21 protein-coding genes are annotated in these 19,846 nt (G+C 61.6%); 7 read left to right on the forward strand and 14 right to left on the reverse strand.

The genetic code is table 11. From position 1 onward, the window contains the following. Positions 1 to 46 precede the first annotated feature (46 nt). Positions 47 to 496 carry a Cd(II)/Pb(II)-responsive transcriptional regulator gene (cadR, locus tag NPS46_RS13040; RefSeq protein ID WP_274107739.1) on the forward strand — a complete coding sequence of 150 codons (450 nt, stop codon included), beginning with the start codon at positions 47 to 49 and terminating at the stop codon, positions 494 to 496. Positions 497 to 574: 78 nt separating this feature from the next. Here cadR and NPS46_RS13045 read toward each other — a convergent pair whose 3' ends face one another. From NPS46_RS13045 to NPS46_RS13055, 3 genes are all read right to left on the reverse strand, one after another. After that, positions 575 to 1,546: a thymidylate synthase gene (locus NPS46_RS13045; protein WP_274107741.1), complete on the reverse strand. Its 972-nt coding sequence runs from the start codon at positions 1,544 to 1,546 to the stop codon at positions 575 to 577. A 48-nt stretch (positions 1,547 to 1,594) separates the two neighbouring features. Next, positions 1,595 to 2,407: a prolipoprotein diacylglyceryl transferase gene (gene lgt / locus NPS46_RS13050; protein WP_274107743.1), complete on the reverse strand. Its 813-nt coding sequence runs from the start codon at positions 2,405 to 2,407 to the stop codon at positions 1,595 to 1,597. A gap of 109 nt (positions 2,408 to 2,516) precedes the next feature. Continuing rightward, a complete protein-coding gene (locus NPS46_RS13055) occupies positions 2,517 to 3,299 on the reverse strand; it encodes a sulfite exporter TauE/SafE family protein (protein ID WP_274107746.1) in 783 nt (260 codons plus the stop codon). A 120-nt stretch (positions 3,300 to 3,419) separates the two neighbouring features. Here NPS46_RS13055 and NPS46_RS13060 point away from each other — a divergent pair, with 120 nt between their 5' ends. After that, positions 3,420 to 4,166 (forward strand): NRDE family protein, encoded by a 747-nt coding sequence (locus NPS46_RS13060; protein ID WP_274107747.1) that lies wholly within the window; start codon positions 3,420 to 3,422, stop codon positions 4,164 to 4,166. A 38-nt stretch (positions 4,167 to 4,204) separates the two neighbouring features. On the opposite strand, the gene ptsP is transcribed toward NPS46_RS13060, so the two are convergent. Beyond that, positions 4,205 to 6,481, reverse strand: a complete 2,277-nt coding sequence (gene ptsP / locus NPS46_RS13065) for a phosphoenolpyruvate--protein phosphotransferase (protein WP_274107749.1) — start codon at positions 6,479 to 6,481, stop codon at positions 4,205 to 4,207. Positions 6,482 to 6,502: 21 nt separating this feature from the next. Beyond that, the gene (locus NPS46_RS13070; RefSeq protein WP_133100907.1) at positions 6,503 to 6,982 is read right to left on the reverse strand and encodes an RNA pyrophosphohydrolase; all 480 of its coding nucleotides are present in this window, start codon (positions 6,980 to 6,982) and stop codon (positions 6,503 to 6,505) included. A 144-nt stretch (positions 6,983 to 7,126) separates the two neighbouring features. Here NPS46_RS13070 and NPS46_RS13075 point away from each other — a divergent pair, with 144 nt between their 5' ends. Then, the gene (locus NPS46_RS13075) at positions 7,127 to 7,783 is read left to right on the forward strand and encodes an HAD family hydrolase (RefSeq protein ID WP_274107752.1); all 657 of its coding nucleotides are present in this window, start codon (positions 7,127 to 7,129) and stop codon (positions 7,781 to 7,783) included. Positions 7,784 to 7,796: 13 nt separating this feature from the next. On the opposite strand, the gene NPS46_RS13080 is transcribed toward NPS46_RS13075, so the two are convergent. Together NPS46_RS13080 and ilvA are read right to left on the reverse strand one after the other, a co-directional pair. After that, positions 7,797 to 8,228: a DUF2269 family protein gene (locus NPS46_RS13080; protein ID WP_274107755.1), complete on the reverse strand. Its 432-nt coding sequence runs from the start codon at positions 8,226 to 8,228 to the stop codon at positions 7,797 to 7,799. A gap of 54 nt (positions 8,229 to 8,282) precedes the next feature. After that, positions 8,283 to 9,797 carry a threonine ammonia-lyase, biosynthetic gene (gene ilvA, locus NPS46_RS13085; RefSeq protein ID WP_274107757.1) on the reverse strand — a complete coding sequence of 505 codons (1,515 nt, stop codon included), beginning with the start codon at positions 9,795 to 9,797 and terminating at the stop codon, positions 8,283 to 8,285. A gap of 191 nt (positions 9,798 to 9,988) precedes the next feature. Here ilvA and rpiA point away from each other — a divergent pair, with 191 nt between their 5' ends. Then, positions 9,989 to 10,660: a ribose-5-phosphate isomerase RpiA gene (gene rpiA / locus NPS46_RS13090; RefSeq protein WP_274107759.1), complete on the forward strand. Its 672-nt coding sequence runs from the start codon at positions 9,989 to 9,991 to the stop codon at positions 10,658 to 10,660. 63 nt (positions 10,661 to 10,723) lie between these two features. Here the strand turns inward: rpiA and NPS46_RS13095 are convergent, their stop codons facing one another. The 4 genes from NPS46_RS13095 to NPS46_RS13110 form a co-directional block, all read right to left on the reverse strand. After that, on the reverse strand, positions 10,724 to 11,629 hold the full coding sequence (locus NPS46_RS13095; RefSeq protein WP_274107761.1) for an SdiA-regulated domain-containing protein: 906 nt from the start codon (positions 11,627 to 11,629) through the stop codon (positions 10,724 to 10,726). Between the two features lie 101 nt (positions 11,630 to 11,730). Then, positions 11,731 to 12,660, reverse strand: coding sequence for an SdiA-regulated domain-containing protein (locus tag NPS46_RS13100; protein WP_274107763.1), 930 nt, complete (start codon positions 12,658 to 12,660; stop codon positions 11,731 to 11,733). 166 nt (positions 12,661 to 12,826) lie between these two features. Then, complete coding sequence (locus NPS46_RS13105; protein ID WP_274107764.1) at positions 12,827 to 13,492, reverse strand: fumarylacetoacetate hydrolase family protein; 666 nt, start codon at positions 13,490 to 13,492, stop codon at positions 12,827 to 12,829. 40 nt (positions 13,493 to 13,532) lie between these two features. Continuing rightward, the gene (locus NPS46_RS13110) at positions 13,533 to 14,927 is read right to left on the reverse strand and encodes an FAD-binding oxidoreductase (RefSeq protein ID WP_274107767.1); all 1,395 of its coding nucleotides are present in this window, start codon (positions 14,925 to 14,927) and stop codon (positions 13,533 to 13,535) included. A 204-nt stretch (positions 14,928 to 15,131) separates the two neighbouring features. Between NPS46_RS13110 and serA the strand changes: the two genes are divergently transcribed. Next, entirely contained in the window at positions 15,132 to 16,361 is a 1,230-nt protein-coding gene (gene serA, locus NPS46_RS13115) for a phosphoglycerate dehydrogenase (protein ID WP_274107769.1), read from the forward strand. A 107-nt stretch (positions 16,362 to 16,468) separates the two neighbouring features. Here the strand turns inward: serA and NPS46_RS13120 are convergent, their stop codons facing one another. Next, on the reverse strand, positions 16,469 to 16,909 hold the full coding sequence (locus NPS46_RS13120) for a DUF4399 domain-containing protein (protein ID WP_274107771.1): 441 nt from the start codon (positions 16,907 to 16,909) through the stop codon (positions 16,469 to 16,471). 158 nt (positions 16,910 to 17,067) lie between these two features. Between NPS46_RS13120 and NPS46_RS13125 the strand changes: the two genes are divergently transcribed. After that, positions 17,068 to 17,841 carry a transporter substrate-binding domain-containing protein gene (locus NPS46_RS13125; RefSeq protein ID WP_274107773.1) on the forward strand — a complete coding sequence of 258 codons (774 nt, stop codon included), beginning with the start codon at positions 17,068 to 17,070 and terminating at the stop codon, positions 17,839 to 17,841. 5 nt (positions 17,842 to 17,846) lie between these two features. On the opposite strand, the gene NPS46_RS13130 is transcribed toward NPS46_RS13125, so the two are convergent. Next, entirely contained in the window at positions 17,847 to 18,347 is a 501-nt protein-coding gene (locus NPS46_RS13130; RefSeq protein WP_274108075.1) for a DUF523 domain-containing protein, read from the reverse strand. Between the two features lie 2 nt (positions 18,348 to 18,349). Further along, positions 18,350 to 18,982: a 2OG-Fe(II) oxygenase gene (locus NPS46_RS13135; RefSeq protein ID WP_274107775.1), complete on the reverse strand. Its 633-nt coding sequence runs from the start codon at positions 18,980 to 18,982 to the stop codon at positions 18,350 to 18,352. Between the two features lie 108 nt (positions 18,983 to 19,090). Here NPS46_RS13135 and NPS46_RS13140 point away from each other — a divergent pair, with 108 nt between their 5' ends. Continuing rightward, on the forward strand, positions 19,091 to 19,843 hold the full coding sequence (locus tag NPS46_RS13140) for a DUF2059 domain-containing protein (protein WP_274107777.1): 753 nt from the start codon (positions 19,091 to 19,093) through the stop codon (positions 19,841 to 19,843). Positions 19,844 to 19,846: the final 3 nt, after the last annotated feature.

Consider the following 19,846-nt stretch of genomic DNA (forward strand, 5'->3'; position numbering starts at 1 on the left):
CCCTGTAGCCACTATAGGGTCAAGCCTCTGATGGAGATGATTGGCAATGAAAATCGGCGAACTGGCGAAACTCACCGACTGTCAGGTCGAGACCATCCGCTATTACGAGCGTGAAGGGCTGCTGCCAGAGCCGGCGCGCAGTGACGGCAACTATCGCCTGTATACCCAGGCCCATGTCGAACGCCTGACGTTTATTCGCAACTGCCGCAGCCTGGACATGACCCTGGAAGAAATTCGCAGCCTGCTGAGCTTGCGCGACAGCCCGCAAGACCAGTGCGAAAGCGTCAATGCGCTGGTCGACGAGCATATCCAGCACGTCAAGGCCCGGATCGACGGTCTGCTGGTGTTGCAGGCACAGTTGCTCGACCTGCGCCAGCGCTGTGGCGAAGGGCCGGACATCGAGCAATGCGGGATTTTGCAGCGGCTGGAGGTCAGTGGCTCGGTGATGCCCAGCGAGACGGAGCCGTCTCACGTCGGCAGAAGCCACGGCCACTGAACTGAGCCGATACGCTGGCCACTGCAAGCATGGCCAGCCCTTCGTAGCCGCTACCGTAACTACGAAGGGCGAGGTTTTTTAGACCGCCATGGGCGCCGTCATCGGCGCATGGTGCTCATAGCCTTCAAGGGAGAAATCGCTCGGCTCGATCTGCTCCAGCCACTCCGGTTGGTACACACCGGTCTTGGCGAATTCCGGCACGCGCTCGGAAATTTTCAGCCGGGGCATCGCGAACGGTTCACGGGTCAGTTGCTCGTTCAGCATGTCCAGATGGTTTTCATAGACATGCGCATCACCGATGAAATAGGTGAACCAGCGCGGCGTATAGCCGGTCAGGCGCCCGATCAGGCTGAGCAGCGCCGCGCCTTCCGTCAGGTTGAACGGCGTGCCCAGGCCCAGGTCGTTGGAACGGATGTAGAGGGTCAGGGAAATCTCCCGGGTCTCGACATTTGGGTGGAACTGGTACAACAGGTGGCAGGGCGGCAGGGCCATCTCATCGAGCTGGGCGCAGTTCCAGCCGTGGAACAGGATCCGTCGGCTGCCCGGGTCCTTGATGATGGTGTCGACGCACTGGCGAATCTGATCGATGGCCTTGTACAGGACCACGTAGGCCTGGCCGTTTTCCTCGCCTTCGGCGATCTGCCGATAGCCCTGGCCCAGGCACAGGTCGATGGCTGCCTGGTTGCTGCGGGCGACCTGCTTGTAGGCAGGCCACTTGCGCCATTGCACGCCGTAGATTTCCCCCAGGTCGTCTTCGCCCTGGCGAAACGGGTTGGCCAGCCACTGGGCGTTTTCATTGGCGTTCTGGTCCCAGACCTTGCAGCCCAGTTCACGGAACTCGGCGGCGTTGTTCACGCCCCGCAGAAACCCGACCATCTCGCCGATGGCCGACTTGAAGGCCATACGCCGGGTGGTGATCGCCGGGAACCCTTCCTGCAGATCGAACCGCAGCATCGCCCCGGGAAAGCTGATGGTGTTCACACCGGTGCGGTTGGCCTGCTTGGTGCCGTTCTTGATGACGTGAGCGACTAAATCGAGATATTGCTTCATGACTTTCCTGAATCCTTGAACGCGGGGCCGCAGCCCCGCCATTCGAATTTAAAGCGCGGCGGGCTTGGCCGCCGGGGTGCGTTTGTAGGCCCACCAGATCAGGCCGAGGCCACCGACAATCATCGGCACGCACAGTACCTGGCCCATGGTCAGCCAGCCGAACGCCAGGTAACCGAGCTGGGCATCGGGAACGCGAACGAACTCGACGATAAAACGGAAGATCCCATAGAACAGGGCGAACATCCCCGAAACCGCCATGGTCGGCCGTGGCTTGCGCGAAAACAACCACAGGATGACGAACAGCGCGACACCTTCGAGGGCGAACTGGTACAGCTGCGAAGGATGACGCGGCAACTGCGATGGGTCGCTGAACGGCGGGAAGATCATGGCCCACGGCACGTCGGTCGGCTTGCCCCACAGCTCGGCATTGATAAAGTTACCGATACGCCCGGCGCCCAGGCCAATCGGCACCATCGGCGCGACAAAATCCATCAATTCGAAGAACGACTTGTTGTTGCGCTTGCCGAACCACCAGGCCGCCAGCATCACGCCGATAAACCCGCCGTGGAACGACATGCCGCCCTTCCACACCTCGAAAATCAGCGTCGGGTTGGCCAGGTACGCATTCAGGTCGTAGAACAGCACATAGCCCAGACGCCCGCCGACAATCACCCCCATGGACAGCCAGAAGACCATGTCGGAGAGCTTCTCCTTGGACCAGGTCGGGTCGAAACGGTTGAGCCGACGCGAAGCCAGCAGCCAGGCGCCGCCAATGCCGATCAGGTACATCAGCCCGTACCAGTGGATTTTCAGCGGACCGATGGCCAGCGCCACCGGGTCAATCTGCGGGTAAGGCAGCATTGCGACTCCTCGATACAGTAGAAAGTGCCAGCCGGGCCGCGATCTGTCGCAGCCCAGGCTGGTGGAACAGCCTGCTGTCCCACCATTAAGCCAATGTTGCGTGCGGGGGTCAGATCAGAAAGTTCAAACCAACGCAGAACAGCAAAGCCGCGAACAGCCGCTTCAACAAGCGCGGCGACAATTTATGGGCCAGGCGAGCGCCAAAACGTGCAAAAAACATACTGGTCAGCGCAATCCCCAGCACCGCCGGAAGATAGACAAAGCCCAGACTGTGGGCCGGCAGATGCGGGTTCTGCCAGCCCAACACCATAAAGCTCAAGGCACTGGCCAGGGCGATGGGCAGACCGCAGGCCGAGGACGTCGCCACCGCCTGCTGCATCGGCACGCTACGCCAGCTGAGAAAGGGCACGGTCAGTGAACCGCCGCCGATGCCGAAGATCGCCGAGGCCCAGCCAATCACCACGCCCGCCAGGGTCAGGCCCGGTTTGCCGGGTACCGTGCGACTGGCCTTGGGCTTGAGTTCGAAGGCCATCTGCGCAGCGATCACCAGGGCAAAGACGCCAATGATTTTCTGCAAATGCGGGCCGGCGATGGATTTGGCAGTCAGCGCGCCAAAAGCGGAGCCGATCAGGATCCCCAGGGTCATCCAGGCAAAAATCGGCCAGCGCACCGCGCCCTTGCGATGGTGCTCGCGGATGGCATTGATCGAGGTAAAGATAATCGTCGCCAGCGAGGTCCCGACCGCCAGGTGGGTGAGGATCGACGCATCGAAACCCTGCAAGGTGAAACTGAACACCAGCACCGGCACGATGATGATCCCACCGCCGACGCCAAACAGCCCAGCCAGCACGCCTGCACAGGCGCCCAGCAGCAAATAGAGCAGAAATTCCATGGATAGCCCCCAGACAAGACCGGCATGGTAACGGATGCATGGCCCCCGGCTCCACTGCACGGCGATGGATACCCGTCCGTTCTCTGAGTAAAGTGGGCAAAAACACAGAAGGACGACCTGATGTGCCTGATCGTTTTCGCCTGGCGTCCCGGGCATTCGCACCCTCTGATCGTCGCGGCCAACCGTGATGAGTTCTACGCCCGCCCCAGCCTGCCCCTGGCGCCCTGGCCGGAGGCGCCCCAAGTCCATGCCGGGCGCGATCTGGAGGCCGGCGGTAGTTGGCTGGGCGTCGGCGCCAACGGCCGCTTTGCCGCCCTGACCAACATCCGTGACCCGCACCAGCCTCCTGCACGGCGCTCACGGGGTGAGTTGGTGGCACGTTTCCTGAGCGGCGCCACGCCCATTGATGAGTACCTGGACGATATCGCTGGCCGGGCGCTGGAATATGCCGGCTTCAACCTGCTGCTCGGCACCGGCGGCGAGTTGTACTACTTCAACTCCCAGGCAACCCAGCCACAGCGCCTGGATGCGGGGGTCTACGGGCTGTCCAATGCCGGCCTAGACACGCCCTGGCCAAAATTGCTCAAGGCCCGCGCAGGTCTGGCCGCCCAGCTCGAAGATCCACAGCCCCAGGCCTTGCTCACGCTGTTGAGTGACCCACAGACCGCACCCTTTGCCGAACTGCCGGATACCGGCGTAGGCCTAGCGACCGAAAGCCTGTTGTCGAGCGTCTTTATTGCCAGCCCCAGCTATGGCACGCGCGCCAGTACCGCCCTGATCGTCCATGCCGACGGCACACGGCATCTGGTCGAACGCAGCTTCGGGCCCTATGGCGGGCGTCTGGGAGAGGTGGAACTGAAGGTCTGAACCTGCTCGCGCTGGATGGCGCGAGCAGGTGGACGAGGCTAGGGCTTGACCCCCGCCGGATTGATCATCCGCGACAGGCCGAGGTTTTTCAGGGCCAGTTGCAGGGTGCTGTGGATAACTTGCGGGTTATCGATGGTCATCACCTGCCCCAGCAACTCACGGGCCTTGCTCAGATTGATCTGGCGCAGCATCCATTTCACTTTCGGCAAGTTGGTGGCGTTCATCGACAGGCTGTCAAAACCCATCGCCATCAACAGCACTGCCGCGGCCGGATCACCCGCCATCTCACCGCAGATACTCACCGGCTTGCCTTCGGCATGGGCATCGCTGACCACGGTCTGCAAGGCCTGCAGCACCGCCGGGTGCATGTAGTCGTAGAGGTCGGCAACCCGTGGGTTATTGCGGTCCACGGCCAGCAGGTACTGGGTCAGGTCGTTGGAACCGACCGACAGGAAGTCCACCTGGCGGGCCAGCTCCTTGGTCTGATAAACCGCGGCGGGGATTTCGATCATCACGCCAATCGGCGGCATCGGTACGTCGGTACCTTCGTCGCGCACCTCGCCCCAGGCACGGTGGATCAAGTGCAGGGCCTCTTCCAGCTCGTGGATGCCGGAGATCATCGGTAGCAGGATGCGCAGGTTGTTCAGCCCTTCGCTGGCCTTGAGCATGGCCCGGGTCTGGACGAGGAAAATTTCGGGGTGGTCGAGGGTGACGCGAATACCACGCCAGCCGAGGAAGGGGTTGTCTTCTTTGATCGGGAAATACGACAGTGCCTTGTCGCCGCCAATGTCCAGGCTGCGCATGGTCACCGGTAGCGGATGGAAGGCAGCGAGTTGCTCGCGATAAATCGCCAGCTGCTCCTTTTCGCTTGGAAAGCGCTGATTGATCATGAAGGGCACTTCGGTGCGGTACAGCCCGACACCTTCGGCGCCCCGTTGCTGGGCCCGCGCTACATCCGCCAGCAGGCCGGTATTGACCCACAGCGGCATGCGGTGGCCGTCGAGGGTCACGCAGGGCAGTTCGCGCAGGGCATCGAGCCCCTGGGACAACTGTCGCTCTTCCTCGACAACCTCACCGTACTGTTTGCGCAGCACCTCGCTGGGGTTGGTGTAGACCTCGCCATGGTAGCCGTCGACGATCATCTCGATGCCGTCGACCTTGGAATATGGCAGGTCGACCAGGCCCATCACCGTCGGAATCCCCATGGCCCGGGCCAGGATCGCGACGTGGGAGTTGCCCGAACCCAGTACCGAGACCAGGCCCACCAGCTTGCCCTCGGGCACCTCGCCGAGCATGGTCGCGGTCAGCTCTTCACTGACCAGGATGGTGTTGTCTGGATAGACCAGCGTCTGCTGGCGCTCCTCCTGCAGGTAGGCCAGCAGGCGCCGGCCCAGGTCCTTGATATCCGAGGCCCGCTCGCGCAGATAGGCATCGTCCATCAATTCGAAACGGTTGACGTGGTCACTGACCACCTGGCGCAGCGCGCCCTGTGCCCACTGGCCGGTCTTGATCACTTCCTTGACTTCGCTGCCCAGGGACGCGTCATCCAACATCATCTGATACACGTCGAACAGCGCACGCTCTTCCGGACGCAGCTGGCTCGCCAGCTTGGTCGAAAGGGTGCGCATATCGTTGCGCACACCTTCCAGGGCCGTCTTGAACAGCGCCAGCTCGGCGTCGATATCGACAACGCTCTTGTCCGGCACCACGTCCAAGTCAGCCGGCGGCAGCATGACCACCGCCGTACCGACCGCCGCGCCGGGCGAACCTGGCACGCCGACAAACTTGGCCTCCTGGATACCCTTGCCCTGGCGCCCCAGGCCGCGGATCGAACCAGTGGCCTCGGCGTGGGCAATCACCCCGGCCAGTTGCGCACTCATGGTGACGAGAAAGGCTTCTTCGCCCTCATCGAACTGACGGCGTTCCTTTTGCTGGATGACCAACACCCCGACTACACGGCGGTGGTGGATGATCGGAGCACCCAGGAACGAGGCGTAGCGCTCCTCGCCGGTTTCGGCGAAGTAGCGATAGCGCGGGTGGTCGGCAGCGTTTTCCAGGTTCAACGGTTCTTCACGGGTCCCCACCAGGCCGACAAGGCCTTCGTTGGGTGCCATGCTGACCTTGCCGATCGAGCGCTTGTTCAAGCCCTCGGTGGCCATCAGGACAAAACGGTTGGTTTCGGGGTCGAGCAGATAGACCGAGCAGACCTGGCTGCCCATAGCCTCTTTGACACGCAATACAATAATCCCCAACGCCGCCTTGAGATCCTTGGCGGAGTTAACTTCCTGGACGATCTTGCGCAGCGTATTGAGCATGGCTCGGGGTCGAACTCCGTGTCAGTCGCGCGCTAAAAGGCGCGGGGCAAGCTCTTTGAGCGCGCGACGGTAGACCTCGCGCTTGAATGTGACCACCTGGCCCAACGGGTACCAGTAACTGACCCAGCGCCAGCCATCGAACTCAGGCTTGCCGGTCAGGTCCATCCGCACCCGCTGCTCATTGGAGACCAGGCGCAGGAGGAACCACTTCTGTTTCTGGCCGATACACAGCGGCTGGCTGTGCGTCCTGACCAGGCGTTGCGGCAAACGATAGCGCAACCAGCCCCGGGTACAGGCCAGAATTTGCACATCTTCGCGTTCCAACCCTACTTCTTCGTTCAACTCACGATACAGAGCGTCTTCCGGCGTCTCGTCAGGGTTGATCCCCCCTTGTGGAAACTGCCAGGCATCCTGATTGATACGGCGAGCCCACAGCACCTGGCCGGAATCATTCGTAAGAATGATCCCAACATTAGGTCGGAAACCATCGGGGTCGATCACGGCAACAACCTCGCAAACGCATGTCGCCGCATTGTTCCACAAAGCTTGTTAATGCAGCAACGAGGCTGCTTACCTTATGTGCACTCTTGTTAAAAGACCGTATTCTGAAGGCCTTTTTTACTGACTTTTCAGCGAGTAACCACGATGCGCCTGGCTTTATTCGACTTGGACAACACACTTTTGGGCGGCGACAGCGACCACGCCTGGGGCGACTACCTGTGCGAACGAGGCATTCTCGACCCCATCGCCTACAAGGCGCGCAACGACGAGTTTTACCAGGACTACCTGGCGGGCAAGCTTGACAATGCGGCTTACCTGAACTTTTGCCTGGAGATCCTTGGTCGTAGCGAAATGGCCCAACTCGACGAATGGCATCGCGACTACATGCGCGACTGCATCGAGCCCATCATGCAGCCCAAGGCTATTGAATTGCTGGCCAAGCACCGGGCCGCCGGCGATCACTTACTGATCATCACGGCCACCAACCGCTTCGTCACGGCGCCAATTGCCGAGCTTCTGGGCGTGGACACGCTGATTGCCACCGAATGTGAGATGCAGGACGGCCGCTACACGGGACGCAGCACCGATGTGCCGTGCTTTCGCGAAGGCAAAGTCACGCGCCTCAAGCGCTGGCTCGATGAGACCGGCCACAGCCTGGAAGACAGCTATTTCTACAGCGATTCGATGAACGACCTGCCTCTGCTGGAGCAGGTCAGCCATCCAGTGGCCGTGGACCCGGACCCGAACCTGCGGGCCGAAGCCGAGCGCCGTGGCTGGCCGGTCATCTCGCTGCGCGACTAGGGCCCAATGGCGGTCAAACCGGCTTGACCGCCATCAGCAGCCCAATCACCACCAGGGCCAGGCCACTGAACAGCGCCAGGCCCAAGGTCAGCTTCAGGCTGGCCGTGGGGGCGCCGTCTGCACGCAGACGATTGAGCCGTACCAGCAACCAGGCCCAGGCCAAGGCGGCAAAGACAAAAAGACTATTGGCCGCCAGCAGCCAGGTCTGGCCCAACGACCAGCCTGCGGTGTGAGCCAGCCACCAGGTCAGCACCGGCTGCGCCACCAGCCCCACGGCCATCAGCAACCAGGCAAACAACCACGGCCGCTGCAGCGTGCGGGCATGGATCGTCGTATCACCCGCCCGGCGTGCACGCCAGACGCCTATGCCCAAGCCCAGCGCACTGCCCAGCACCAGGAAGGTGGCCAGGCCGTAAAGCAGATTCAAGGTGGTCAAGGTGTCCATATTTATCGCTTCCTTACAGATTGACCCTCAGCGTAGCAGCCATCCGCCCGGCATTCAGCCGAGGAACAGACGGTACGCCGGGTTATCGCTTTCGTCCCAGTACGGGTAGCCGATCTTCGCCAGCGCCTGGGGCACCAAATGACGCTCGTCGGCCGGCACCTGCAATCCGGCGACCACCCGGCCATCGGCCGCACCATGGTTGCGGTAGTGGAACATCGAGATATTCCAACGCCCACCCAGCTTGTTGAGGAAGTTGAACAGCGCGCCCGGACGCTCCGGGAATTCGAAGCGCAGGATCACCTCATCGCTGACTTGCGCCGCGCGCCCACCGACCATATGACGGATATGCAGCTTGGCCAACTCGTTGTCGGTCAGGTCGGTCACCGGAAAGCCCTGCTCGCCAAGGCTGGCGATCAACGCGCTACGCGGATCACTCTCCGGGTGCGTCTGCACACCGACAAAGATGTGTGCCTCGCTGCCGGTGTTGTAGCGGTAGTTGAATTCGGTGATCTGGCGCTTGCCGATGGCTTCGCAGAACGCCTTGAAACTGCCCGGCCGCTCCGCAAGCGTCACCGCGAGAATGGCTTCGCGGCCTTCGCCCAGTTCGGCACGCTCGGCCACATGGCGCAGGCGGTCGAAGTTGACGTTGGCGCCCGAGTCGATGGCGACCAGAGTCTGCCCGCTCACGCCGCGCAACTCGACATACTTCTTGATCCCAGCGACGCCCAGCGCCCCGGCAGGTTCGGTAATCGAGCGGGTATCGTCATAGATATCCTTGATTGCGGCGCAGATCTCGTCAGTGCTGACGGTGATCACTTCATCGACGTAATCCTTGCAGATATCGAAGGTGTGCTGGCCGATCTGGGCCACTGCCACGCCGTCGGCAAAGATCCCCACGGCCGGCAACACCACGCGCTCGCCGGCGGCCATGGCGGCCTGCAGGCAGTTGGAGTCGTCCGGTTCGACACCGATGATCCGGATCTCCGGCCGCAGGTATTTCACGTAGGCGGCAATCCCGGCGATCAAGCCGCCGCCACCGACCGGGACAAAGATCGCATCCAGGCGGTCCGGGTGCTGGCGCAGGATCTCCATCGCCACGGTGCCCTGCCCGGCAATGGTGTGCGGGTCATCATAGGGATGGATATAGACATAGCCCTTCTCATCGACCAGCTTGAGCGAATAGGCCAGCGCCTCGGGGAAGGAGTCGCCATGCAGTACGACCCTTCCACCGCGCGAACGCACGCCCTCGACCTTGATTTCCGGCGTGGTCTTGGGCATCACGATCGTTGCCTTGACCCCCAGCACCTTGGCCGCCAGGGCCAGACCCTGGGCATGATTGCCAGCCGAGGCGGTCACCACGCCACAGGCACGCTCAGCGTCGCTCAGTTGCGTCAGCTTGTTGTAGGCGCCACGGATCTTGAACGAGTACACCGGCTGCAGATCCTCGCGCTTGAGCAGGATCCGGTTGCCCAAACGCTCGGACAATTGACGGGCAGGTTGCAGCGGGGTTTCTACGGCAACGTCGTAAACGCGCGAGGTAAGGATCTTCTTGACGTACTGTTCGAGCATCGGAAGGCATCGCTGAGCGGGAGGACAGAGACCGGGGAGTCTACCCCAGCGCCGCGCCCGCCCACCACAGCAAGTCCCGGCTTTTGGCCCGTCCGGCGGCCCGGGGCGCTGACTCGCGAAGGTGCCTCGCCTGACATCGCCCCGGGGCCTATAATGCCGGCCTTTCGCCCCTCGCCCGTTCCGGAGCCCGCATGAACCAGGATCAACTCAAACAGGCCGTAGCCCAGGCTGCCGTCGACTTCATCCTTCCCAAGCTCGACGACAAGAGCATCGTCGGGGTGGGCACCGGCTCCACCGCCAACTGCTTTATCGATGCCCTGGCGCTGCACAAAGGTGCATTCGACGGCGCCGTGGCCAGCTCCGAAGCCACCGCTGCGCGCCTCAAGGGCCATGGCATTCCAGTCTACGAGCTCAACACCGTCAGCGACCTGGAGTTCTACGTCGACGGCGCCGATGAGAGCGATGAGCACCTGAACCTGATCAAGGGTGGCGGTGCCGCCCTGACCCGCGAAAAGATCGTCGCGGCCGTGGCCAAGACCTTTATCTGCATCGCCGACGCCAGCAAGCTGGTCCCGGTCCTGGGGGCCTTCCCGCTGCCAGTCGAAGTGATCCCCATGGCCCGCAGCCACGTAGCCCGCGAACTGGTGAAGCTGGGCGGTGACCCGGTGTATCGCGAAGGCATAGTGACCGACAACGGCAACATCATCATCGACGTCTTCAACCTGCAGATCACCAACCCGGTGGAGCTGGAGCGCCAGATCAACGCCATCGTTGGCGTCGTCACCAATGGCCTGTTCGCGGCCCGCCCGGCCGACCTGCTATTGCTGGGCACCAGCGAAGGGGTAAAGACCCTCAAGGCCTGACCGCCGCCAAGCTCGCGCTACCACCCTTGGCGTTGTAGCCGCGAGCTTGCTCGCAAGCCTTGATCAAGGCTTGCGAAACACATAAAACAAATTCGGCTCGCTGACCAGGTACACCACTCCCGCGTCATCCATGGCGATCCCCTCGGCCTGCGGTACGCTGCGCTCCAGGCCATGACGGCCCTTGCGCAATGACAGGCTGCTCAGCGGCCGCCCATCGATATCCAGCTCCAGCACCAGCCGCGACTCATCGGACAGCGCCAGCAAATGCCCACTGCGCTCGTCGAACTGCAAACTGGAAAGATCGCGCACGAACAACCCGGCATCGCGCCTGGGGTTGTTGATCACATGCACCGAATAAGTGCGTCGCTCACCGTCATGGGGAAACCCCTGCACCTCGTAGATCACCATGGGATCACGCTCCTTGGCGACAAACAGGCGTTTGCCCCGCGCATCATAGGCCAGCCCCTCGAAACCTTTGTTGCCGCCCTGGTTCAACCCCAGCGTCAGTTGCTCGGCGTCCGCCGCATCGAGGAACCGGGTGCGTTCATCCAGATGAACCTTGATCAGGCGCTGGCCGCGCTCATCGGTGATGACATAAATGCCCTCGCTGATGAATTCCACCGCTTCCGGATCACCAAACCCGATCAATGGCACACGCCGCAGGATTCGCCCGTCCAGGGAGAGCTCGATCAATTCGGGGCTGTTGTTGGTGACGGTAAACAGGCTGTTGCGTACCGGGTCGAAGGTTAGCGCCGAGACATCATCGACCAGCCCCTCGATCACCCTGGCCTCAAGACTGACCCGATAGCCATCCAGGCCGATGGACTGCCCGTTTGCCGGTTGCCACAGACTCTGCCAGTTGAACCAGGCACGCTCGAACAGGCGATAGTGCTGCCCGGCCAGCAGCAGGCACGCGACCAGCAGGGTCGGCAGGGCAACAGTCAGGGAGCGACGCAAAACAGGGTGCATGACAGGCGGCTCACAGCAGAAACAGGACGCGCAGCTAAGCATGGGCGCATGAAGCCAAACTTAATCGGCCCTGGAATCAAGCTGGAGCAGGGATGGCCGGGTTATTTGCTCTTCTCGAAGCGATAAAACAGGTTCGATTCGCTGACCATATACAACACGCCCTGCTCGTCCATGGCCACGCCCTCGGCACGCGGGATCGTATCCGCCAGGCCATTGAAACCACCCAGCAGGGTCATGAAGCTGACCTGATCGCCGGTCTCGTCGAGTTCAAGCAACATATGCGAATCGGCTGACAGCACCAGCGCGTGGCCGGTCCGCGGGTCGATACTCAGGGCCGAAAGGTTGCGCAAATCGAGTTCATCGCTCGGCAGCCGCTGCTTGTCGCCCTTGAGGGTCCGGCTGCCATCGCTGCTCCAGGTAAACAGCGCCGGCGGGCGCTCCTCGCCCAGGATCAGCCGCTGATTGCGTGGGTCCCAGGCAACCGCCTCGAACGCCTTGTTCTGGTTCTTTGACGGACCAAGGTCGTACCGGGGAAAGTCAGCGATATTCAATTGGTGGGTATCGGCGGTCAGCGTGACGATCACCAGCAAATGCTGGCGCTCATCGACAATCGCGATCAGACCGTTCTCCAGCACTGCCACGCCTTCAGGATTGGCCCAGCCAACCAGAGGAATTTTGCGCAGCACGTCGCCCTGCAGGGTCAACTCGACCAGGAACGGGTTTTTACCCATGACCGCAAACAAGGTTTTGCTCAAAGGGCTATAGGACAGATCCGAAGCCTCGTCCTTCTCCATGCCGGGTAACCGCTTGGCATCGATCACCACCCGGTAGTCCGGCAACCAGATACTTTCCTGGCGCTCGACCGGCGTTTCGAAACGTTCGAGGACCCATAGGGCCCCGCGATCATCCCAGTGCATCAGCCAGGCCAGGCCATAAACCGCCATTCCCACCAGCAATAGCCAGGAATACCAGCGCAGCGCAAAACGCGACCGGCGGGCGGCATGGGGCTTGGAGATGAGCTGAGTGACCATGTAAGAAAGGCTCGTGGTTTTTGTCAGATTTAATAACACACAATATTCGCGAATATGCACCGCCAAGCAGCGAATTATCCGGATAAAGTGTAAAAAATATGAAAAAACAGAACCATTTCACCGGCAGGACTTCCCCGTTAGGGAGCCCGCCAGTGAAGGAGAAGGGCTAGCGTACGCGGCTGCTGAAGCGGCTGACACCTGGCAGTTCGAGCACCAGTTCATCGCCCACATTCAGCGGACCCACGCCCACCGGTGTACCGGTAAGAATCACGTCGCCGGCCTGCAGCGAGAAGCAGGCCGCCATGTGCTGGATCATCGGTACGATGGGGTTGAGCATGATGGCGCTGTTGCCATCCTGGCGCACCTCGCCATTGATGGTCAGGCGAATACCGATATCCGTCAGGTCGGGAAAGGTACTGCCCACTACAAAGGGCGCCAGAACGCAGGCACCATCAAACGACTTGGCGATTTCCCACGGCAAGCCTTTCTCTTTCAGCTTGGCCTGAACGTCACGCAGCGTCAGGTCCAATGCCGGGGCAAAGCCGGAAATGGCATCGAGCACCTCTTCCTGACTGGGCTTGGTCGACAACGGTTTGCCGATCAGTACGGCAATTTCCGCCTCATAGTGCACTGCACCCCGCTCAGTCGGAATACTGAAACCGTCCTCGATCGACACCACGCAACTGCCCGGCTTGATAAACAGCAGGGGCTCGCTAGGCACCGGGTTATCCAGCTCCTTGGCGTGCTCCGCATAATTGCGCCCGATGCACACCACCTTGCCGAGAGGAAAGTGGATGCGCGTGCCGTCGACATACTGGTGCTGATAGCTCATTACCGACTCCTGGTCTGGTCAATCGTCAGGTGCAACAGGTTCAAACCGCGAAAATCTTGCCCGGGTTCATGATCCCGTTCGGATCGAACACCGCCTTGATCGCCTTCATATATTCGATTTCAGCCGGCGAACGGCTGTATGTCAGGTAATCGCGCTTGGTCATGCCCACGCCATGTTCGGCGGAGATAGAGCCGTTGTATTTCTCGACCGTCTCGAACACCCACTTGTTCACCGTGGCGCACTTGGCAAAGAACTCGTCCTTACTCAGGTTATCCGGCTTGAGGATGTTGAGGTGCAGGTTGCCGTCGCCGATATGACCAAACCAGACAATTTCGAAATCCGGATAGTGTTTGCCGACGATATCGTCAATTTCCCGCAAAAATGCCGGCACTTTCGACACAGTTACCGAAATGTCGTTCTTGTACGGCGTCCAATGGGAGATGGTTTCGGAGATGTATTCGCGCAGCTTCCAGAGGTTCTGCAATTGCTGCTCGCTCTGGCTCATGACGCCATCGACTACCCAACCCTGCTCGACGCAATGCTCGAAGGTCGCCAGGGCATCGTTAGCCACTTCTTCGGTGGTCGCTTCGAATTCCAGCAGGGCATAGAACGGGCAGTCGGACTCAAACGGCGCAGGCACATCACCGCGCCCGAGGACCTTGGCCAAGGCCTTGTCGGAGAAAAACTCGAACGCAGTCAGGTCCAGCTTGCTTTGGAAGGCGTGCAGCACCGGCATGATCGAGTCGAAATCGGCCGTGCCCAGCACCATCGCCGTCAGGTTTTTCGGCGCCCGGTCCAGGCGCATGGTCGCCTCGACCACGAACCCCAGTGTGCCTTCACCGCCGATAAACAGCTGGCGCAGGTCATAGCCCGTGGCGTTCTTGATCAGGTCCTTGTTCAGTTCCAGCAGATCGCCCTTGCCGGTCACGACCTTCATGCCGGCCACCCAGTTGCGCGTCATGCCGTAGCGAATAACCTTGATGCCGCCGGCATTGGTGCCGATATTGCCGCCAATCTGACTGGATCCCGCGGAAGCGAAGTCTACCGGGTAGTACAGGCCCTGCTCTTCGGCGAGGTTCTGCAACTGCTGGGTGACCACGCCCGGCTGGCACACCACCGTACGGTCGGTCGCATTGAATGCGAGAACCTGGTTCATATAGTCGAACGAGACGACCACTTCGCCATTCGCCGCGACCGCGGCGGCCGAAAGCCCGGTACGACCGCCCGACGGAACCAGGGCGACCTTGTGCACGTTGGCCCAGCGGACGATAGCCTGGACCTGCTCGGTGGTCTTGGGGAAGACAATCGCCGTCGGGGCCGGCGCAAAATGCTTGGTCCAATCCTTGCCGTAAGCGTTCAGGGAGTCGGCATCGGTCAACACCTTGCCAGGCTCAACCAGGGTCTTCAGCTCATCAATCAAGGCGGGGTTGGTCATCGACAGAACTCTCGAACGATTCATGGTCACCCTGAGAACGCTTCACGTCGCAGGTATGGGTGTTTAGCGGGGCGCATATGCTAGCATACCGCCCCCGCAGGACAGACCCCCAAGGCGCTCTGCGGCGACGGCTGTCATGCCGCTCGGGTCAGCGTCTGCTGGCCACTTCCCTGCCATTTTTCTCCGGGACACAGGTTTACGCAGATGAGCAAGACTTCTCTCGATAAGAGCAAGATCAAGTTCCTTCTTCTCGAAGGCGTCCACCAATCGGCTGTCGACGTCCTCAAGGCCGCCGGGTACACCAGCATCGAGTACATCACCAGTTCTCTGCCGGAAGCCCAGTTGAAGGAAAAGATCGCCGATGCTCACTTCATCGGCATTCGCTCGCGCACCCAACTGACCGAAGAGATCTTCGATCACGCGAAGAAACTGGTCGCGGTCGGCTGCTTCTGCATCGGCACCAACCAGGTTGACCTCAACGCGGCGCGCGAACGCGGTATCGCGGTGTTCAACGCGCCGTACTCCAACACCCGTTCGGTGGCCGAACTGGTGCTGGCCGAGGCGATCCTGCTGCTGCGCGGCATCCCGGAGAAAAACGCTTCCTGCCACCGTGGTGGCTGGATCAAGAGCGCAGCCAACTCCTTCGAAATCCGCGGCAAGAAGCTGGGTATCGTCGGTTACGGTTCGATCGGCACGCAATTGTCGGTTCTGGCCGAAGGCCTGGGCATGCAAGTGTTCTTCTACGACACCGTGACCAAGCTGCCACTGGGCAACGCCACGCAGGTCGGCAGCCTGAACGAGCTGCTCGGCATGTCCGATATCGTCACCCTGCACGTCCCGGAAACAGCGGCGACCCAGTGGATGATCGGCGAGAAGGAAATCCGCGCCATCAAGAAGGGCGGGATCCTGATCAACGCCGCGCGCGGCACCGTGGTCGAGCTGGACGCCCTGGCCGACGCGATCAAGGACAAGCACCTGATCGGCGCCGCCATCGACGTGTTCCCGGTAGAGCCACGCTCCAACGATGACATCTTCGAAAGCCCGCTGCGCGGCCTGGACAATGTGATCCTGACCCCGCACATCGGCGGTTCCACTGCCGAGGCCCAGGCCAACATCGGTCTGGAAGTCGCGGAAAAGCTGGTCAAGTACAGCGACAACGGTACGTCGGTGTCCTCGGTCAACTTCCCGGAAGTGGCCCTGCCGGCTCACCCTGGCAAGCACCGCCTGCTGCACATCCACGAGAACATCCCGGGTGTGATGAGCGAGATCAACAAGGTTTTCGCGGAAAACGGCATCAACATTTCCGGTCAGTTCCTGCAGACCAACGAGAAAGTCGGTTACGTCGTCATCGACGTGGACGCCGAATACTCCGATCTGGCGCAAGAAAAGCTGCAGCACATCAACGGCACTATCCGTTGCCGCGTGCTGTTCTGATAAGCGCAGCTACGAGCGGCCAGTTATAAACGGCAAAGCTTCACCTGCCGCTAGAAGCGCGAAGCTGGCCGCTATGAAAAGGGAGCCCCGACAGGGGCTCCCTTTTTTTATTCCACCGTGACCGTGATTTTCTTGGACACGATGACCGGGTCGAACGGAACGTGGTTCTTGTCGCCCAGCTCCAGTTGCAGCGTGTGCTTGCCCGGGGTCAGGGTCACTTCGGTTTCGGTCTGGGCCTTGCCGAAATGCAGGTGCTGGGCATCCATCGGAATAGGCAGGTTTTCCGCCGGCAGCTGGTCGACATCGATCAGCAAGTGGTGATGGCCGGTGGCCGGGGTCTGGTCGCCTGCCGGGGCAAGGTTCATGCCTTCGACGCCAAACTTGACGGTAAAGGTCTTGCCAACCTTGGCGCCGTCGGCCGGTGACAGGATCGCTACACTGGCCCCAGCAGGCGCCGCCGTACGCGGCATCCCTTCTGCGGCGTGAACCAGCATCGAGCTGCTCAGGACAAGGGTGGCCAACGCTGCACGCGAGAATAGGCTTTTCATTTATTTCTCCAGTTTTTTCGCAAAATCTGTGTGGTTATGACAACTTGAGCGACAACTTAAGGTCTGTTCATAGTCCAAGCCAACGGCCAACCGGGCTGCCCCTATAAAACAAAACGAGTGGCCCTCGGGCCGCTCGACTGAATCACTTAGGAGAGACCATGCGCATTCTGCCTGGCCTGTTACTTTTATTGCCCCTGGCAAGCCCCTTTGCTCAAGCCGAATTGATAGACGATGTAAACGATCGTGGCGAACTGCGTATCGCCCTGGAGGCCAATACGCCGCCCTTCAACTACAAGGAAGGCGACGCCCTGACCGGGTTTGAAGTGGAGCTTGGCGAGTTGCTGGCCCAGGAACTGGACGTCAATCCTTCGTTTATCACCACCGACGCAGCTGACATGCTCGCCGGCGTGGAAAGCGGTAAATACGATGTCGCCATTAATCACATAGCACTGACCCCGCAATTGCGCGAACGTTTCGCCTTCAGCGAACCCTATAGCTATTCCTCGGCCCAATTGATTGTGCGCCAGGAAGAAAAACGCCCCCTGGGCACCCTTGAAGCCCTCAAGGGTCAGGCACTGGGCGTGGCCCAGGGCAGCCAGTTCGTCGATCAGGCACGCGCAGTGGAAGGCATAGACCTGCGCAGCTACGCGGACGCCCAGGAGCCGCTCAAGCAAGTGGCTGACAACCGCCTCGACGCCGCGCTGAGTGATCGCTTGCTGATTCCCTTTGCGATCCGCAACAGCCAACTGGCCGTCAAGGAAGGCGCCGACGTCGGACCGACGCTGAGCCTGGCCATTCCCTTCCAGAAGGGCAACCCAGCCTTTCAGACCAGTCTCGACGCGGCGCTGCAACGGATAAAGGCCGACGGAAGGCTTAAAGCCCTGTCGGAAAAATGGTTCGGCATGGATGCCACGACACCGCCGAGAACCTGAGCACGCTAGCCAGGATCGCTCTGGTCGAGGCGTTCCAGGGTTGCGGCGGCTTCCACCAGCTCCAGCTCGTTGAACACCTGGACCCCGGCCTGCTTCAACAATGCCGCCGTCACCCCTTCGCCATTGACCTTCACACCGCTGAAGGTCCCGTCGTAGGTCAGCAGATTGCCGCATGAGGGGCTGTTGGCCTTGAGCACCGCGACGCGAATGCCCTCGCGCTGGACCAGCGCCAGGGCCTGCCGGGCGCCATCCAGAAAGGCCGCGCTGACATCCTCGCCATCGCTGGCAATCACCCGGGCTCGCCCTTCCAGCACGTCACGACCCTGACCACCGGGGATTTCCGCCGCCGCCCGAGGTGTCGGCAGGCCGCCGGCCACCTCCGGACACAGCGCGACCACTCGGCCCTGGCCCTGCCACTCGGCCAGTTGCCCGGGGTGCCCGCTGCTGTTGCCGTCATATCGCACCCGATGCCCCAGCAGGCAGCGGCTGACCAGCACTTTATGGATCATCAGAACAGCTCGTTGCCACGGCGCCGGAACCAGCCGGTCACGGACAACCGATCCCGGGTCGCCGGAAGGACTTCATGGGGTAGCTCGCCCGACAGAAACACCACCAGGCAACCGCCCACCGGCAACACGTCGTGCTCGACCTCCTGCGCCAGAAACATGCGCAGTTGCCCTCCCTGCTCGGGCTCCCAGTCCTGGTTGAGGTAGATCACCGCTGAAACCGTCCGCCGGTCGTCGTCGCGAAAACGGTCGACATGCCGCCGATAGAAGGCACCTGGGGGATACAGCGCAAAATGGCTCTCGAAATCCTCGAGCCCCAGAAACAGCCCGCGGTTCAAGGCTTCGCGCAGGCTTTCCATCACCGCCAGATAGCGGTCGCACGGTTCGGCCTGGCCGGGTTCCAACCACTGGATATGATCGCCGCGAATCCCCTCGCGCACCTCCTGCGTCGGCCCGCGCCCCACGGCCGCAGGCGCAAGTTCACCCTCGGCCGCTCGGCGGCGACACTCGGCGGCCAGCTCCAGGGTCAAGGCCTCGGGCAGGAAAATATTCTGCTGCGACCAGCCGCAGGCGGCCAGGTCGTCGACAATTCGTAACAGCAGCGGGTGATCTGAGGGTATGTGCATGCCGCGCATAGTATCGACCCGCCTGGAAATCCGACAGAGCCACCTGTAGCGTCGATAGGAATTCTCGACAAGTCCCCCGCTCGCCGGGACAATGGCGACCTGCCGACAGGAGTCCTTATGCGTCGCTTGCTTTTTTCATTACTGATCTTCTGTTCGATTCCCGCCTGGGCAGATCCCCACGACCAGCTCTACAAGGTCGCCGGCTGGCCGGACCAGCGCGCGCACTTCAATGATGCCCTGAGCGCGGCCCAGCAGCGCTATCGCAACAGCTTGCCACCGGCGGTCTACCAGGCCCTGGTCGACAATAGCAGCCGGCGTTTCGCGCCCGAGGCCATGGACCAGCGTGCCGAGGCCAACCTGCGCCAGAACCTCGCCAACCCGACTCCCGCCCTCGCCTTCTTCCAGTCACCACTGGGCCGCAAGATCGTGGCCGCGGAACTGCTGGCCACCCGCCGTGACCAGTTGGCCAAGAATGCCAAGGGCCTGCCGCGTATCGAAGCCAGCGCCACGCGCAGCCTGCTGATCAATCACCTGTCCAATGCCTTGCCGGCCCGCGAAGCCGGGGCCGAGGTCAGCCTGGCCATCGCCGGGATCGCGGCCGACAGCCTCAGCTCGATGATTCCCGGCCTGCTCGGTGGCGGCCAGGCCCAGGGCCTGCTCAATGGCCAGCGCGAACGGCTGATGCAGCAGATCGGCAACGACCTGGACAACACCCTGCTCTATGTCTATCGCGACCTGTCCGACCCGGAGCTGGAGGAGTTTGTGACATTCGCCGAGTCGGCGGATGGCAAGCAGTACTATCAGGCCGCCCTGGCGGCAGTCCGCGCCGGTCTGGCGGTGGGCCAGGATACGTCCACCCTGGCGCCGTGAGCG

The sequence above is a fragment of the Pseudomonas putida genome (genome assembly GCF_028682395.1).
Classification (GTDB): domain Bacteria; phylum Pseudomonadota; class Gammaproteobacteria; order Pseudomonadales; family Pseudomonadaceae; genus Aquipseudomonas; species Aquipseudomonas putida_AB.

Bases quoted from the DNA above. Each gene is read 5' to 3' on its own strand.
- NPS46_RS13120 (WP_274107771.1), bottom strand. From the start codon at position 16,909: ATGAAAAGCCTATTCTCGCGTGCAGCGTTGGCCACCCTTGTCCTGAGC.
- NPS46_RS13110 (WP_274107767.1), bottom strand. From the start codon at position 14,927: ATGACCAACCCCGCCTTGATTGATGAGCTGAAGACCCTGGTTGAGCCT.
- rpiA (WP_274107759.1), top strand. From the start codon at position 9,989: ATGAACCAGGATCAACTCAAACAGGCCGTAGCCCAGGCTGCCGTCGAC.
- NPS46_RS13125 (WP_274107773.1), top strand. From the start codon at position 17,068: ATGCGCATTCTGCCTGGCCTGTTACTTTTATTGCCCCTGGCAAGCCCC.
- NPS46_RS13045 (WP_274107741.1), bottom strand. From the start codon at position 1,546: ATGAAGCAATATCTCGATTTAGTCGCTCACGTCATCAAGAACGGCACC.
- serA (WP_274107769.1), top strand. From the start codon at position 15,132: ATGAGCAAGACTTCTCTCGATAAGAGCAAGATCAAGTTCCTTCTTCTC.
- cadR (WP_274107739.1), top strand. From the start codon at position 47: ATGAAAATCGGCGAACTGGCGAAACTCACCGACTGTCAGGTCGAGACC.
- lgt (WP_274107743.1), bottom strand. From the start codon at position 2,407: ATGCTGCCTTACCCGCAGATTGACCCGGTGGCGCTGGCCATCGGTCCG.
- NPS46_RS13075 (WP_274107752.1), top strand. From the start codon at position 7,127: ATGCGCCTGGCTTTATTCGACTTGGACAACACACTTTTGGGCGGCGAC.
- NPS46_RS13140 (WP_274107777.1), top strand. From the start codon at position 19,091: ATGCGTCGCTTGCTTTTTTCATTACTGATCTTCTGTTCGATTCCCGCC.
- NPS46_RS13100 (WP_274107763.1), bottom strand. From the start codon at position 12,660: ATGGTCACTCAGCTCATCTCCAAGCCCCATGCCGCCCGCCGGTCGCGT.
- NPS46_RS13060 (WP_274107747.1), top strand. From the start codon at position 3,420: ATGTGCCTGATCGTTTTCGCCTGGCGTCCCGGGCATTCGCACCCTCTG.
- NPS46_RS13105 (WP_274107764.1), bottom strand. From the start codon at position 13,492: ATGAGCTATCAGCACCAGTATGTCGACGGCACGCGCATCCACTTTCCT.
- ilvA (WP_274107757.1), bottom strand. From the start codon at position 9,797: ATGCTCGAACAGTACGTCAAGAAGATCCTTACCTCGCGCGTTTACGAC.
- ptsP (WP_274107749.1), bottom strand. From the start codon at position 6,481: ATGCTCAATACGCTGCGCAAGATCGTCCAGGAAGTTAACTCCGCCAAG.
- NPS46_RS13095 (WP_274107761.1), bottom strand. From the start codon at position 11,629: ATGCACCCTGTTTTGCGTCGCTCCCTGACTGTTGCCCTGCCGACCCTG.
- NPS46_RS13135 (WP_274107775.1), bottom strand. From the start codon at position 18,982: ATGCGCGGCATGCACATACCCTCAGATCACCCGCTGCTGTTACGAATT.
- NPS46_RS13055 (WP_274107746.1), bottom strand. From the start codon at position 3,299: ATGGAATTTCTGCTCTATTTGCTGCTGGGCGCCTGTGCAGGCGTGCTG.
- NPS46_RS13080 (WP_274107755.1), bottom strand. From the start codon at position 8,228: ATGGACACCTTGACCACCTTGAATCTGCTTTACGGCCTGGCCACCTTC.